At 43.9% G+C, this 16,638-nt stretch carries 10 protein-coding genes; 6 read left to right on the top strand and 4 right to left on the bottom strand.

The genetic code is table 11. From position 1 onward, the window contains the following. Window positions 1–129: 129 nt before the first annotated feature. Window positions 130–2,364 (bottom strand): hypothetical protein, encoded by a 2,235-nt coding sequence (locus FKN16_RS09780; RefSeq protein ID WP_170902579.1) that lies wholly within the window; start codon window positions 2,362–2,364, stop codon window positions 130–132. A 427-nt stretch (window positions 2,365–2,791) separates the two neighbouring features. Between FKN16_RS09780 and artP the strand changes: the two genes are divergently transcribed. From artP to FKN16_RS09755, 5 genes are all read left to right on the top strand, one after another. Then, entirely contained in the window at window positions 2,792–3,520 is a 729-nt protein-coding gene (gene artP / locus FKN16_RS09775) for an arginine ABC transporter ATP-binding protein ArtP (RefSeq protein WP_104970792.1), read from the top strand. A gap of 88 nt (window positions 3,521–3,608) precedes the next feature. Next, the gene (locus FKN16_RS09770; protein ID WP_005390934.1) at window positions 3,609–4,352 is read left to right on the top strand and encodes an arginine ABC transporter substrate-binding protein; all 744 of its coding nucleotides are present in this window, start codon (window positions 3,609–3,611) and stop codon (window positions 4,350–4,352) included. A 1-nt stretch (window position 4,353) separates the two neighbouring features. After that, on the top strand, window positions 4,354–5,043 hold the full coding sequence (artQ, locus tag FKN16_RS09765; RefSeq protein ID WP_005388570.1) for an arginine ABC transporter permease ArtQ: 690 nt from the start codon (window positions 4,354–4,356) through the stop codon (window positions 5,041–5,043). Further along, window positions 5,040–5,708 carry an arginine ABC transporter permease ArtM gene (gene artM / locus FKN16_RS09760; protein WP_170902578.1) on the top strand — a complete coding sequence of 223 codons (669 nt, stop codon included), beginning with the start codon at window positions 5,040–5,042 and terminating at the stop codon, window positions 5,706–5,708. The genes artQ and artM overlap by 4 nt, the downstream gene beginning before the upstream one ends. 139 nt (window positions 5,709–5,847) lie before the next feature. Then, a complete protein-coding gene (locus FKN16_RS09755; protein ID WP_170902577.1) occupies window positions 5,848–6,420 on the top strand; it encodes a protocatechuate 3,4-dioxygenase in 573 nt (190 codons plus the stop codon). Window positions 6,421–6,494: 74 nt separating this feature from the next. Here FKN16_RS09755 and FKN16_RS09750 read toward each other — a convergent pair whose 3' ends face one another. From FKN16_RS09750 to FKN16_RS09740, 3 genes are all read right to left on the bottom strand, one after another. Continuing rightward, complete coding sequence (locus FKN16_RS09750) at window positions 6,495–8,150, bottom strand: ABC transporter substrate-binding protein (protein WP_065646165.1); 1,656 nt, start codon at window positions 8,148–8,150, stop codon at window positions 6,495–6,497. A 328-nt stretch (window positions 8,151–8,478) separates the two neighbouring features. Continuing rightward, window positions 8,479–9,096 (bottom strand): OmpA family protein, encoded by a 618-nt coding sequence (locus FKN16_RS09745; protein ID WP_168187771.1) that lies wholly within the window; start codon window positions 9,094–9,096, stop codon window positions 8,479–8,481. 5 nt (window positions 9,097–9,101) lie between these two features. Next, window positions 9,102–10,415, bottom strand: a complete 1,314-nt coding sequence (locus FKN16_RS09740; RefSeq protein WP_048625183.1) for a TolC family outer membrane protein — start codon at window positions 10,413–10,415, stop codon at window positions 9,102–9,104. A gap of 368 nt (window positions 10,416–10,783) precedes the next feature. On the opposite strand from FKN16_RS09740, the gene FKN16_RS09735 reads away from it, so the two are divergent. Continuing rightward, window positions 10,784–16,567, top strand: coding sequence for a VCBS domain-containing protein (locus tag FKN16_RS09735; RefSeq protein ID WP_170902576.1), 5,784 nt, complete (start codon window positions 10,784–10,786; stop codon window positions 16,565–16,567). The last annotated feature ends 71 nt before the right edge of the window (window positions 16,568–16,638 follow it).

The raw sequence follows: 16,638 nt of genomic DNA, 5'->3' as shown, positions 1-16,638 counted from the left end.
CCTTGTCGTTGTCATTTACTTCAGTATATACATCGGTTTATAAAGATTCAGTGAACAAGGTTTTTTCAGTGACGTTAAGCATAAAAACGGCGATTTATGAAGCGTTTAGTGAGAGTGGTTGAAAGGGAGTTAATACAGCAAGAACACCCCTTCGTAGCCGCCGATCTCAATGTGAGAAACATAGTCGCCGATGTTACCGTCTTGATCTACAGGTCGCATAGGCTCTGGAAGTGCGATAGTTATCTTCGGTGAGGAGAAGTAATCGATATTCTTGCCAGAGAAATCAGTCCGATACAGCACTCGGCCTTTAGTAAATTCGCGAGCTAACACCATCTCTGTAGGGCCATGCATCACTACCGTATCTTCTGAGCGATACGCAAAGTACGTATGGGTTGGTAACAAATCGATAGCGCCATTAGGCAAGTCAGGATGAGCCACTTTGCTCATAGAAGCATCTCCAATCACCGTGTAATCGGCGGAATAGGGCGTGCTGGTGGACATCATTAACGGAGTCGCCTGATACCCATCTGGGATTTGATTGGCTGGCGTACCTAAATCGATGGCAAGCAAGGTGCTAGGTTGATAAGCAATATTCTTTGGTATGCCTGCCTTCCAGAAGTTGTCACCTGTAGTGTTATTGCTTCCATATACGTAACCATTATTCCACTGGCTAAAGTAACTGCGCTCAGGGTGATAGTTTAAGTAGAACACCACTAGTGCAGAATATTGGTCCTGCTTCCAATTGTTTTCTGTGTTACCAAAGTATTGAACGCGACCATAACGCGTTGTTGCTTGATAAATCACTTTCTGGCCAACTTTGGCGAGAGCAGAGTTATCCCAAAACTTAGCCAAGCCAGCATAGCCACTAAAGCCAGTGGAAGGGAAAAGGTAGTGCTCGCGCAAGTACAAGGAGCCAGCATCAACCAAGTGGTTTTGGCCGTTACGACCGAATAAGTTGGCCGTGCCTATGTTGAGGCCAATTAACGCATCCGCATCCAGCGTCGCCAATTTGTTTAAGAACGCCGAGAATTGCGCTTTGTATGCATCATCAGCGGCTTGGCTTCCCGCCAACAAACCAAGCTCATCCACCCCACCACCGGAATAAACGTAGAACTGATTTTCTCCGAGTAACTTATTCGTATCGTCGTTGTACGCACCGTTTAAACCTTGTTTCGCCCATTCAGCTTGATAATAGTGGCGCATTGTATTGGCAAAATCGGGATTGCCGAGATTAGTCAATGCCCAAGAAGAGGTTTGATTCCACATGCGACCAAATGGAATAACGCGTGACTCCCAACGAAATCGTGCTGTTGCATTCTTATTTGAGCGGTTCTTGAACTCTTGCCAAGAAAGATAATTATCTTGGTTTCGATCAGCTGATTCGTCAAAACCTCGAATTTGTCGCCAGCGCTGAATGGTTTGACCTTCAGGTGTCTCCGTTGGTGCTCCTAAGAGATTGACGACAGGGAAGCTATCTTTGAGTTGAATGTTTTCGAGGCGTGGGCGATTTTCTATGTTGTCGTCATGCCAAGTCACTCGCGCTACGTATAGACGGCCACCATCGCGTAAAAAAGTGGACCCAAAATACTGACCGCCACCATAGGTTTGTCCGCTACCATCATGCGTTGTTGCGCGAACCCAATCCGAAGGAACAGACCAGTTTACCGTTTGGTTTTTAGTCATGTTTTCAGTCTTGTCTTTTTTAATTGCGAAGCTTTTCCATTCTGTTACCAGACCGAATGAATCGATGGCAGAAGGGTATTCAATTGTGAAGTTGCCACCTTGAGCAAACTGGGAAAACGTAAGGGTCAAGCGGTCGAACTTCTCTGAGTGATAAACATAGAGGGCACCACCATTATTCGCCTGACCGAATACATCAGCATCCCATGGCGGTGGTTGATATAGCCAAAAACCGGCGTGGTCAGCACTAGCCGTATAACCAACAATCATCGGTTTTCGATTGAGTAGAGTATTCTCGCCATGGCTGGAGTCAACCTCTGCGATGATAGTGTCTTCAGAAAAGTGGAGAAAGAAATCTTCGTAGTCAACTCCATTCAGTTCTGCTTGGTTACGTATATCGTTTTCCAGCCAACCTGAGTTAAGTTCCAGCTTTTGGTTGTACATGTAACCAAGCGCTTTTACACGCTCGTTATCACTCTTATTTTCGTAAGCTCCAAACACGATATCGGCATTATCCAACTCCCATTCAAGTGCAGCGGCAGCAGAGATAGGCTTATCTTGAAGATCAATACCCTGTTCATGCAACCCAGGTAACACGATTGCTGTTCTACTCCAAACGTTGGGTACAGAAAGCAAGCTCAAAGAAATGAGTGTAACGAGAGAAAAACAATGCGACTTCAACATGGAGTTATCCCATTAATACTTAGATGACTCAAATTAAGAGTCAGATACAAAAAGAAATTATAGTCCATTCGCGAAGTCGTAATCAGGACCCTGCCATAGAGGATTTTACAGGAAAACTAACAGGGGATGCTGTGCAAAAATGAGCGGGTGTACTTGGAATAGATCATCCTCATAGACTCAAAACTTCCTCTACACGTCAGCACAAAAATAACCACCATTTTAACCTTGTTTCGGTCGTCACCATGTTGTTGGATTTTTCTTCAACAAATTCAGTTAAAACTAACTCTTCAAACCAGTCAGATACTCTGTCTTGGTGGTTGCAGATCATACAAAAAATTAACAAATTAAATTTTTATACATTTTTATTGCATAAAAAGTCCAGTTGAGTAATATAAATACCAAGTGACAATTAATGCGGTATGTCAGCATGACTATTCAGGTAAGCGGAATCAATAAATCCTACGGTGAGACACAAGTGCTTCACGATGTCAGCTTTAAGTGTGAAAGCGGGGAAACACTGGTGTTACTTGGTCCAAGTGGCGCAGGTAAGAGCTCTCTACTGCGTGTTCTTAACCTTCTTGAAGGGGCGGATAACGGCAAGCTAAACATCGCAAATGATGTTTTTGATTTCTCTACTGAAATCAAAGAGAAACAAGGTTTAGCACTTCGTCGTAAAGTAGGCATGGTGTTCCAGCAGTACAACTTATGGCCGCATATGACAGTAATGGAGAACCTGATTGAGGCTCCGGTAAAAGTATCTGGCATGGATAAAGAAGAAGCGAAGAACCAAGCAATGCAAATTCTCGCAACACTGCATTTGGCAGACAAAGCGGATGCATGGCCGATGCAGCTTTCTGGTGGTCAGCAACAACGTGTGGCGATTGCTCGTGCATTGATGATGAAACCGGAAGTCTTGCTTTTTGATGAACCGACCGCAGCGCTTGATCCGGAAATTACTAACCAAGTCGTTAAGATTATTAAAGATTTAAGCGAAACTGGCATCACCCAAGTCGTAGTAACGCATGAGGTCGATTTTGCTAAGAAAATCGCTAGCCACGTACTGTATCTAGAAAAAGGACACATCGTCGAGCACGGCACAAATGATTCGTTTTCTAACCCGCAAACCGCCCAGTTTGCTGACTACCTAAATCACTAAATTACGTTTTTAAAGTTCAGTCTATTTAACAGATAAGCTCGGCTGTCATTGCGAGTGTCAGCCCACTAAGTACACACGGAGTATTGCAATGAAAAAGATTCTACTAGCTTCACTAATCGGCCTTTCTTCTGCAACTATGGCAGCAAACGCAGCAGCACAAGAAGAGATCAAATTCGCGATGGAAGCGACGTACGCACCATTCGAATACATGGATGAAAACAACCAAATCCAAGGTTTTGACGTGGATCTGGCGAACGCACTATGTAAAGAAATGGAAGCCAAATGTACCTTCCATAACCAATCTTTTGACAGCCTGATCCCTGCATTAAAATTCAAACGTTACGATGCGGCGATCTCTGCAATGGATATTACTGAGGCGCGTTTGGAGCAAGTGAATTTCACGAATGCATACTATGAAAACTCAGCAGCGTTTGTTTCTATCAAAGAAAAAGTTGCTGATCAAAAAGCACTAGAAGGTAAGCGCGTTGGTGTTCAAAACGGTTCAACACACCAAAGTTACCTGATTGAGCAAATGCCGGGCGTAACAGCGGTTCCTTACTCTAGCTACCAAGACGCATTCATCGATATGAAGAACGGTCGTATTGATTCTGTATTCGGCGATACAGCTGTCGTAGCTGAATGGTTCAAGAAAGAAGACAATCTAGCATACGTGGGCGAACACGTAACCAACCCTAAATATTTCGGTAACGGTTTCGGTATCGCAGTAAACAAAGGTAACGATGAGCTAGTGAACAAGCTGAACACGGCACTGAAAACAGTGAAAGCGAACGGCGAATACGACGTAATCTACAACAAGTACTTCGGTAAGTAATATGGCACTAACGGGTTACTCTTTATCGCTTGTTCAAGCTAGTTGGATGACTGTCCAGCTAGCCTTCACAAGCCTTTTAGTCGGTTTGATTCTGGCAGTGGTATTCGCCAGTGGTGAAATGTCTCGCCGCGTTTTCGTTAAATGGCCAATGACGGCATTTGTGACGATTGTCCGTGGCTTGCCAGAAATCCTTGTCGTGTTGTTCATCTATTTTGGTTCGACGCAGGTTCTGTTTTTAATCACCGGCGACTTTATTGAAGTTAGCCCGTTTTTGTCTGGCGTGGTGGCGTTGTCGTTAATCTTCGCTTCTTATGCTTCTCAAACTCTACGTGGCGCATTGAAAGCCGTTGGAAGAGGGCAAAGAGAGGCAGCAAGTGCACTCGGCATCAGTCAAGCACACGCTTTTGTTCGCATTGTTTTGCCACAAGCAGTAAGACACGCGCTACCAGGTTTAACTAACCAATGGCTGGTTTTGCTGAAAGATACCGCGCTTGTGTCACTGATTGGCGTAACGGATTTATTGAAGCAAGCGCAGCTAACGTCTGCTGCGACGCATGAAGCGTTTACATGGTACGCAACTGCTGCGGCGATTTACTTGGGCATTACTTTGATTACGCAACGTGCCGTCAAACTGATTGATAAGAAGTTCTCAATTCAAGGCATGAGTATGGGACAGGAGGCTACCGCATGAACGAACAACACGTTTGGCAGATGTTGGATGGCTTAGGCACTAGCCTCCAATTGACCGTCGCTTCTTTGGTGGTGGGCTGTCTCTTAGCTCTGATGATGACGCTGACTCTGATCCTACGTACTCCGGGTTTGCATTGGTTAAGTCGTGGCATCATCACCTTGTTTACTGGTACACCTTTGTTGGTGCAGATCTTCTTGGTGTATTACGGACCAGGTCAGTTTGATGTCGTAAGAGAAAGCGTATTCTGGACATGGTTAAGCCAACCTTGGTTTTGTGCGATGTTAGCGCTAGCACTGAATACCGCGGCGTACAGTACTCAGTTGTTCAAAGGGGCGTTTAACGCGATTCCTTCCGGTCAATGGCAAGCGTGTCGTGCATTAGGCATGAACAAAACTGCCACACTGAAAGTGCTGTTGCCATACGCCATTCGTCGCGCTGTTCCGGCTTACTCGAACGAAGTGATTTTGGTCTTCAAAGGTACGTCACTAGCAAGCACGATTACGATCATGGATCTGATGGGTTACGCGCAGCGCATTAACGCACAAACTTACGATACGTTGACGGTATTTGGTATTGCAGGCGCATTTTATTTAACCGTAAATGGTTTGCTCACTCTTATCTTCCGTCAGGTAGAGAAGAAAGCACTAGCCTTTGAAGCCGTTTAATTATTAGTAGCTAATTTGTAAATGCCTCTGTTCAAGCGTTGCCCTGAACAGAGGCATATTTGTTTTAGTGTGCTGCTATGCTGGAAAAATCATCAAGAATCACCAAACTTAAGTAAGGTAAACAATCACTGGTGATGATATGGAACGTCGACACTTCTTAGCTTTATGGTCGCTAATATTTGCGCCTTCGCTAAAATCCGCTAGCCCAATGAAGCCGACACCACCTCAAACGGAAGGGCCGTTTTATCCCGTGGTTCCAGTGCCACTTCGTCAAAATTTGATTTTGCAGTCGAAAGGTCTTATTGGTGAGCCCATTTTTCTTCAGGGTAAGGTAATGGATACAGCAGGAAACCCATTGTCTGGAATGAAAATAGAAATATGGCAATGTGATGGACAAGGCATCTATGAACACCCGAATCAACCTAACAATAATAAGTTTGATCCTCACTTCGCAGGCTTTGGTGCAGTTTTAACTGACGAAGATGGGAATTACCTTTTTCAAACGTTATTTCCGGTTCCATATAGCTCTCGACCTCCCCACATCCACGTAAAATTGTGGCGTGGAGAGAAAGAGCTGTTAACGACTCATCTTTATTTAAAAGGGCGAACTGGTAACGAGTGGTGGGGCGGAAAAGCCCGTGATTATTTGCAGTTTGAGCCTGTCAACATTGATGGTCGTGTCGTCGGTGAGTTCAATTTTGTGCTCGCTTAATGCGATTAAGCATTATTTTGAAAACTCACATCGTAGACTACAAAAGTAATTAGCAAACAGAAGCTTCTAACAGATTAGTCTTGTCCGGCTCTGACTCTTAGTTTGTAGAAATCACTGTACCCAGATTTGCGGAGTTGAACACCGCTTACACCTTTCGCTCTGGTGATTTTTTCTTGCCCCCAGAACAATGGTAAGATTGTTGTATCAGCTCTGAGCTCCGAGAGTATTCCCTCCAAACGTTTTTCAGGCGTGGGATCTGAGACTGCATCGTGTACGTGATTAACATGCTGTTCAAATTCATCAGAGTGAAGAGCAAATCGAATACCTGTACCTGTTAATAGCCACTCATAAATTCCATAGGTTAAAGGTGGCTCAATGACATCTTCGACAAAGAGCAAGTCGGCTTGTTCTTTTACAAGTTGAGGATTACTAGCGTCAGTTAGCTCCACAAATTCTACATGCAACCCAGTTTGACGGATTAAATCTACGATCCATTGGTTCGCTTTACTTAAATAATCAATCGTCCACTTTGGATGGGTTATGACCAACGTTCCCTCAAGCTGAGGAACATTCTCGTTGTGAGAGCTATCATCGAGAATGTGCATCGTTTCCAAGCCATTCGCTTTGGCAAATTCAAATCTACGACTCTCGATAAAAGAAAATAGGCGCTGCCAAGTTTGCTCGCTTAGTGAGCACTCGGCGCGACGGTTACGTGCTAGAAAAGAAAATGCCTGAATCATATAACATTCGGTATCGTCAGTTTCCTGATTATAACTGATGTATTGATCCAGCTCAGTCCCCTGATGAGAGAGCGTGATTTGCTCCAATAATGCCTTTTTTGCGAAATAGTTATGATGTTTCTTCAGTACTATTTTGTCGGTATCCCAATGCCTAAGTACAAACGGGCCAGTACCTATTGTGATACTGCGACCTTTAAAGCTCTTCTGACGTCGAGTAGTGATAGACGCATTTGCGGTTGCTAAGCAGTAAATGAATAAGTTATTAGGCTGCTTTAAGTCAATACGTATAGCTTGTTTGGCATTATCGAAGCTGATACGAGTGACTTGCTGAAGTAATTTTTGGACGGGACCATCTGTTGTAATGAGCTTATTTAAAGAGTGTACGACATCTTCTGCTTGTAATGTTAGCCCATCGTGACAGTAGATATCAGGGCGGAGCCAAATATATATACAACTGCCTTCATTTTTGTACTCACAAGCGAGGTGATTTTTTAATTGACCGTAGTGATCAACGGTAAATAGGGTGTCATACAAGCTGCGTATTACCTGCAGTTCTGAAAAACGATAAGTCAGTGAAGGGGTTAGCTCATCTACCCAAGGATACTGGCTGACGATGAGTGTATTTGAATCTTTGTTTTCTTCTGAAACTTCTGCGAGTGCTTGGCTAAGTGCGCTTACAGCGGTGCTACGGTAATGCTCAAGTAACCTCGAGATGACGTCAAAACTACCATTGTTGATTTCATTACGAATCGTAAAGTAGAGGGCTTGGTGTATTGTTACCGTCACTTTTAGTGTGCTGGCTTTCCCACGGCCACGACCTGGCTCCCAGTGGATCCAATTGTAGCTGTCAAGTATTCTCAGTATATTAGATATATTGCGTCTAGAAGTTGAAAAAACCAGTTCTAAATCGTCGAGGTTTACCTGATACGTTTGAGAGTGTTTGTAATGTTTTAATAACTGGCTCAATCTACGAAGACATGTTTCTGTCATGTTTTATTATGTTTCCTCAATAGATGATTGATTTATTAAAGCTATATAATAAATTGATTTCATATTGTGGTGAAGAAAGGTGATTGCTTAAACCTCTCAGTGTTATTGATTGGCTTATCTTCTTCCCATTTAAAAGTATTGGTGGTTTTCATTTTGACTCTAATATATTACTACTAATAGAGAGCAAAGGCTCACTTTTAATTTTTACTATAATATTAGTGAGTTATGATTAATGTTAGTGTTTGTTTTATTAGTTGTGTCTAATTAGTTAGGCGTAATGACATGAAAATACCCCCACTCATCTATGTAAATAAGCAGGGGTATAAGTTTATTTTACTTCTGGGAAGGTAGTGAATATCGTCCACTCATCTTTAACCATCCCTTGCTGGCCGACAACAGTGGCAGTAACGCGGCGGTTTAATGCGTGGCTGACACGATCCATACCCGGCTCTGCTAGCTGTGTGTCGCCAAAAGCAATAATTGCGAGGCGGTCACCCGGGATTCCTTTTTCTATCAATAGATCGCGTACATTCTCTGCACGATGGCGAGATAGGTTTAAATTGTATTCTGCGCGTCCTACCTTACTTGCGTATCCTTGTATCTCTATAGAAGTGGTTGGATACTTTTTAAGAAATGCAGCCAACTCATCTATCTTGTTTTTAAAAATTTGGTTAATAAGAGCAGAGTCATTATCAAACAAAATCTTAAGTTGGTATTGCTCTTCTTTATGCAAATAGGTTTCACAACCATCATTGTCCACTTCTGCCCCTATTGGAGTACCTGCGCAAAGATCACGAGCGTTTATCACACCATCTTGGTCCAAGTCGTTTAGGTCAGCAATCTGATTCGCCTTTGGTATAGGAATGTACGCCAGCTCATCTTTTGCGTATGCACTATGATGACTCATTATGACTAAAGCCAGAGTGATTAGAAGATTCTTTTTCATTGTATTTAGTACTCCACCGATTGAGTCCACTCTTCCGGTATGTCGACGCGCAATGCGTCTAAAAGCTGCCCGGTTGAAGTCAGGGTTCGATATTGTGCGTATTGCTGCGCAAATTGTGTTTCTAAGTAGTTTTTGCGTGATTCAAACAACTCGTTTTCAGTGTTCAGCAGATCAAGTAGGGTGCGCTTTCCAATACGATATTGTTTTTGGTATGCAATAACGGTGTTTGACATGGAATCAACGTGTTGTATTAAAAAAGACTTTTGTTGTTTAGTCAGCTCAAGAGCGCTCCACGAAAGGCGGAGCTCTTGCTCCACACTTCGGTATGCTCGCTCTCTGAGGTCTTTCGCTTTATTGAGTTGGTAGGCCATACTGTCACTGTTTGCAGAGTCTCGGCCACCGTTGTAAAGGTTGTATCGGACACGGAGCATTGCTTGTGTTTCAGAGTTGAGACCATTTACTCCTCCTACATCATCGTTCCAGCTTTGTTTCGCTTCAAATGAGATGACTGGGAAATAGTTTGCATCTGCTTGTTTATATTGGAACCTGGCAGAATCGACATCTGCGAGTGCTATTTTTATGACAGGATGATTGTCAAAAGCCTGCGATTGGGCCTCGTCTAGAGAATTGGGGATAAAGTTTTGGTCTGCGTGCGGAAAAATAAGGTTAGTTGGTGCTTCACCAACTAAGCGAAAGAATGCTGTTTGAGCGTCTTTATGGTTATTTTGTGCAGCTAAAACATTACTTTGAGCTTTTGCTAAACGAGCTTTAACCTGGTTAAGGTCGGCAACTGAGCCAATTCCTGACTCTGTACGCTTTTTAATATCAGTATAAATTCGCTTATGTGTGTTTAGGTTGCTAGTGGAAAGCGCAGTCAGCTTTTGTGTTTTTACTACATCCAAATAAGCTTTGATGACTTCTAACGCAACATTTTGGGCATCTGCAAGTAACTGATAACGCACAGACTCTGCATCTGCAGAGGTACGATCAATGTCATATAGGGTTTTTGAACCATCCCAGATCAACTGGGTAAGAGTAATTGCCATATCTTTGCGGGTCATCTCGGTATCACTCTTACCAGTAGAGTCGGAAGGGTGAATGCTCTCGTAACCGATACCCGCGTCAATATCGAGACTAGGTTTATATGCTCCACGTGATTTATCGATAATATAACGACTACTCATATACTCGTTAAACGCACTTTTGATATCAGGGTTCGTTGCAAATGTTGTCGCTATTGCTTGTTCTAAAGTTTGTGCGCTAGAAACCAGTGGTATTAGCAAACCAAAACACGCGATACTAATATTACTTAGCTTCACTAAAATCTCCCCAAATAATTTAACGCCAGTTATTTTTCAAAAATAAATATTAAAGATTACTAATGTTACCCAAGGCAAACGTTTCCCTTTGCTTGCTTTTTTGGAATGTAAGCTGCTATTTCAATGAAAATTTAATGACAAGTTTAAAGAATATTAAAAATAGGTCGCATAACATATGTTTTTACGGAGCAAAATAAAACAAATTTAAAACATGAAAATTATTGATAGGATAATTGCGTGTTTTAGGTGGGTTAATTGATGCTAGCTTACGCCCAATTGTGTATATCGCTTCTTGAAAATAAGTCTTATTACTTTCTTAGTTTTATGGACTTTGAGATTTTTGTATTTACTAAATGAGGTATAAGCTCTTGGTTGGACCATCAAAATTAACCGCACAAACCTATGTTGTAATCGGCCTAGATGGTCAAATTAAAGCTTTTGCGTCTAAAGAAAACTTGTTACCGGGAGAAGTGGTCGTTGAATTAGTAGAGGGGAAGATCCAACCTCAGCATGTATATATTGCTGACACAGAAGGTGAAGCTCAAACTGATTCTACCGACAAGCTTGCGAAAATATTAGAGGCCATCGAAAAAGGACAAGACCCGAGTCAACTAGGTGATGAATATGCTACTGAAGCTGGTGAAATTACGGGTTCAAGTTTGACGGCCTCTGGTACTGTTGAACGAACGGGGGCAGAAGTACTAGCAAGTACTTTTTTTGAAACCGCCGGCGTGACGACAGAGCAAAGTACAACGCTATTTAATATTTCTCGATTCACAACCTCAGAGCTTGGTGAAACTGAAGCGTTGATTGATGGTGAAGATAGAGGTGCCGTTCAAGAAGACGTGACGCTTGGAACTTCTGGCAACCTCAGTGTTACTGATCCAAATACAGGTGAAGCGTTATTCCAATCACAGAGTGAGGTTCAAGATAGTTATTGGGGCGTCTTCTCAATTGATGCTTTCGGTAACTGGAATTATCAGCTGAATAATGAGCACGAAGAAGTGCAGGCTTTGGATCATGACAGTGACCCAATCATCAGAAGTATTACCGTTTTATCTGTAGATGGCACTGAGCATGAAGTTGTGATCTCTATTGCGGGCACTGAAGATGCGCCAGTCGTGACGGGCACGTTCACGGGCAAGGTGACTGAAGGCAATCTCGGTGATGTGGTGACCGCAACCGGCACCATTGCTATTACTGATCTTGATAATGGCGATGAGCCAGTGTTTAGCAACACTACAGCGACGGGCACTTACGGTGAACTGGTATTGTTGGATGGAAAGTGGACGTATACGCTGGATCAAAGCCAAGTTCAACAGCTGGACGAGGGTGAGCAGGTGCAAGACACCATCACCCTGACGGCAACCGATGGCACCCAACAAAACATCGTGATTGATATTACGGGCACTAATGATGTTCCTGAATTTGTTAGTGGGAGTAATGACAACTTTGGTCTGGATTCCCAAGGTAAAACCGACATCGATAGTTACCAGTTTAGCGTTGATGAAAACAGTCAATCGGGTGTAATTGGAAAAGTAAATGCATTCGATGTCGATCAGGACAGTCAGATTACGTATCACTTAAACGGTCATAGCGAACTGTTTGAAATCAACAGTCTTACCGGTGAGATCAGTGTCAAAAATGGTGCAAATCTGGACCATGAATCTATCGATAACTACCAGCTAGAAGTGGAAGCTCGTGACCAGTTTGGCGGTAAAGACACCGCTCAGGTCGAAGTGTTGGTTCGCGATATTAATGAAGCCCCTATTGCTGAAGATGATAAGGGCATTGAAAAAACGACCAAGACACTTGACCAGAGCAACTGGGATGACAGTGCTGATATCACAGTTGATTATTATGTGATTGATACTCGATCTGGAAACAAGGTTTCTGATGCATCGAAAGCTGATTATGTTGGTGACGGCGACCACAAATATGGCGTTAGTTCTGCGCTAGACAGCGGCTCTGACCGGGTTCAAGATGGTCAGATCCGATATGATGATGCAACTGGACAAAGTGAAGCAATGCGCTTCTCCTTCGCTAATGGTCAGGTTGCCGATCATGCTGAAGTTGAAGTGAAAAACCTATGGACAGACACTTCGAACGGTAGCTGGGAGCCTGGTATTGAGCGCGGTGTTTGGAAGGCTTACTACAAAGATGACTTGGTTGCCACAGGTGAGTTTGAAGGTACCCGTGGTGGTAATCAAGTAGTCAACATCAATGCAGATGGGCGTTTCTTCGATAGTATTGAAATGTCTACTACCAGCTATAAAGACGGTGTCATTGATCCTAAAGGCTCAGAGTACTTTATTACTCAGGTATCAGCGGACCTGACGACCTTTGATGACGCTTACCAGACCAACGGCTCAGGCACGTTAGAGCTGGATGTTCTAGCGAATGACAGCGACCCGGATGGTGACGCTCTGACTATTATCGACTATCCATCAGAAAGCTTCCTTAGTCTGCAAGATGGTAAATTGGTCTTTGATGCGGCCAAGTACCTAGAGTCACTGCCAGCTGATCAACAAACCCTGAAAACGGGTGAAGTGAAAGATTATACCTTCGAATACACCATCCGTGATGACGACGGCCTGACTGATAAAGCAGAAGTTACCGTTAGTGTGATGGGTGAGCCTATGTCGCTCAGTGATGCACACGCAGCATTGGATGAATCTCAAGTTGATACGGATACTGGCGTACATGCTGAAGGCAACTTTATCGCAAACCTCGGTTCTGCAACGGAGGCTGAATATCACTTCAACGCCGATCAAAACCTAGGTGGTTTCACCAGTGATGGTAAAGAGGTTGTGTTTGAAGTGAGTGCAGATCAGAGCACTCTAACTGGTTATACTGGAACAGGTGCCGACCGCATCAAAGTGGTTCAAGCCAACATAGATAGCAAAACGGGTCATTTCACAGTTGATCAATATATGCCTCTTGATCATGCGGAGCAGGGGGCGGACATGCTGGATATCCGCGCTAGCGTCGAGGTGGATGCCGGAGGTCAGTCTGAGAGTGCCACCTTGCATCTGAATGTGACGGATTCATTACCGTCATCGTCTTCAGCTCACTACGAAATAAATGATGTTGATTCACAAAGTAATAGTGTTGTGATTGCACTTGATGCGTCAGAATCAATGCTCGACTGGGTAACAGATGCAGACGGACAATATGTTACTCGCTGGCAACTTGCTCAAGACTCCATTAAGTCAATGTTTGAGCAATACCAAGATTTGGGTCCAGTAAGTTTTAGAATTGCAACTTACAGCGGACAACCATCTGGCCAGATTTCTGAGTGGCTAGATTCTGCCGAGGCCATTGATGCCTTTATCTCTGGTATACATCCCTATGCATCGACGCCATATAACCAGGCCGTTGACCAAATAAATGAAATACTTAGTGATCCAGAAGATGACGCATTGCTTAGTAATACCGATACCCAGCTTTACTTTATCTCAGATGGTCGACCTTCCGATTTTACCTATTGGACAAATCAAACGAACGTGGGAGAAATTCAAACCCGTGAAAACTTGATTAAGTGGTCAACATCAGATGATTTTGAAAGTGAACAGCGTTATCAGGACATAGTGAATGGTCGGGTTCAGCCTACTTCTGAAGAAGAGGGCATCATTCTGCAAAATGCGATGGAAAATAGCATCAGCAGTAGCGGTCAGGATGTTGAAAATATCTGGTCTGTTGGTATTGGTAATGGAGCGTCTCTGGAACATCTGGAGTCGATCGCGACAGATAAAGGCAGTGCTATTGTCGTTGTAGATGATTCTCAGATTGGGGATTTGCTTAGTAAAACGGTCTCAGGCCAGTTGCAAGGCAACCTTCTGGATGACAATGGCGGTGATGCTCAGTGGGTAGATCACATCACTATCGATGGCGAGATATATTACTACAACAAAGTAAACGGTGATGTCACTACCAGCGATGGCACGAAAATATCGGATCATTCTCTGGCGCAGATTGATACCAACCACGGCAAGCTGACCATTAACTTTGAAAATGGTCACTACGACTATCAAGCGAGTAATGTTGTAGGTCATCAACAAGAGAAGCTTGACGTTACGGTTATCGATGCTGACGGTGATACTACAAATAGCGAAGTTACCATTGATATCCGAGATCGCGCACCAGAATTCATCAGTGTCGGTGATGCAGATCAAACCCACGGCACCGATGCCAACGGTATGCCAACAGAAGATACAGCAAGCTTTGACGTCGCTGAGCAAGAAGTGGGGGTATTAGTCGGCCAGGTGGAAGCGTTTGATCCGGATGGCAGTGACACCATAAAGTATGAATTGAGTGGTGGTGATGCTGATCTATTCCGTGTTGACTCTAATAGTGGTGAGATTTGGCTGAAAGATGGTGTAAAACTGGATCACTCGACTCAGCAAACGTATCAGTTGGAAGTGTCTGCAAGCGATGGTGTGGATATCGATACAACTCAGGTTATCCTGAATGTCACTGAGAACCATGCCCCAACCTCATCTCCAGTTCAGGGCTTTGCTCAGATGGAAGACTTACCGATCAATAAAGTGACGGTAGTGTTCGACCACTCGAACAGCATGACCCGCACCTTTGACGGTGAGAATACCGTGGGTCGTGAGGCAACCGCACCGAAAACTGAATCGAGAGCTTACAAAGCAGCAGCAGCGTTACATTCCATGGTTGAAAACATGATTGCCGATGGAGGAGAATCAAATACCTATATCCGCCTGGTACGTTTCGACGGAGATACATCCACACATAGCTGGCTGACCTTGAGTGAAGTTGAGTTGATGACACGCCCACCAGAGATGAATGGTCGTGATCCAAACGATTTAAGTTTCCAAAATGAAGTGTCAGAATATGTGCGCAACTGGTGTGACGTAGAATACGGTACCAATACGGATTACGATAAAGCTTTAGAGGCTGTAATGGAGCCTGGTGAGGCAAGTAATGCCGTTTACCCTTGGCAGGATGGTTGGGACTATTTCGGTCCAGAAAAACCGTCTGAGAGTAAGGACACCATATTCTTTATCTCAGATGGCGAACCCAACCCTAGCGAGGGCGCTGTTACTTCTCCTGATCTAGCCGAGCGCTGGGAAGATTACAAACAGACTCATGACGCCAAGGTATATGGGATTGGTATTGCTCTCTCTGATAATGTCAAAGCAGCAGAGGCTCTAGATGAGCTTAGCGACAAAGTGGTGTTTATCGACTCAGGTGAAGACTTGGGGCAGTACCTAAACCAGTTCTCTCCCGATCCAATTGCCGGTGAGTTACTGGCGGGAAGCCAGGACGCTGATGGTGATAGCATGACCGTTTCTTTGGCAGAAGGCGATTTCACTCTGCTGGGCGCAGATCTGCACGGTGTAACTGTAAATCAGCCGTTAGTTTCTTCATCCAGTGACGTAGATGGTCAGCTTCATATCCAGACAGCGTTCGGCACTTTGGAAGTGTCATCCAATGGCAGTTATAGCTTTACTCAAAGCGATGAGCTTACTCTACAGGGAGACCAGCAGGCGGATTTACATTTCTTGTTTAAAGTGTCTGATGGTAAAGGTGGCATAAGTGAAAACGTCTTTACACTTACATTGAACGATTCTGGCACCGATATTGTGCAAACTGAGCGCCATGCGTCGGTGGGAGATGAGTTTGCGAATAGCATCACTGGTGGCGAAAGCATTGATATTTTGCTAGGTCAAGCAGGTGAAGATACGTTGAATGGTGGCGCAGGCGATGACATTCTGGTTGGTGGGCTCGGAAACGATATCCTGACGGGAGGTCTAGGCAGTGACATCTTGACAGGTGGAGAGGGTATTGACACCTTCACCTTTACTCAAGAATCACTGGACATGACGTCATCAAGAGATGTGATTAAAGACTTTAGGCTGGATGAAGACAAGTTGGATTTGAGTGACATTCTTGAGTTTGTCGGTGACGACACAACGGATATGGATAACTTGTTGGAACACGTAAGTGCAGACTACGATAGTGCCCTAGATACTCTGAATTTGACGATTACTGGAGAAGGCAGCAACACAATGTCCGTGGCATTAGAGAACTTTGATTTATCAGGGTTGGAGCTAGGGTCGTCAGCGACATCTCATGAAATCGTTGATCAGCTGTTCCATCACCAAGTTTTTAACGTGGATTAGTATTACCTGAAGATAAAGTTATTTTAGTAAACAGCACCTGATTGAATCATCAGGTGCTGTTTTTCTTTTCT

It is taken from the genome of Vibrio sp. 11-4(1), from assembly GCF_013048625.1.
GTDB lineage: Bacteria > Pseudomonadota > Gammaproteobacteria > Enterobacterales > Vibrionaceae > Vibrio > Vibrio diabolicus.
Note: the sequence above shows the minus strand (reverse complement) of the source record. Positions and strands in the feature narration are given on the sequence as shown.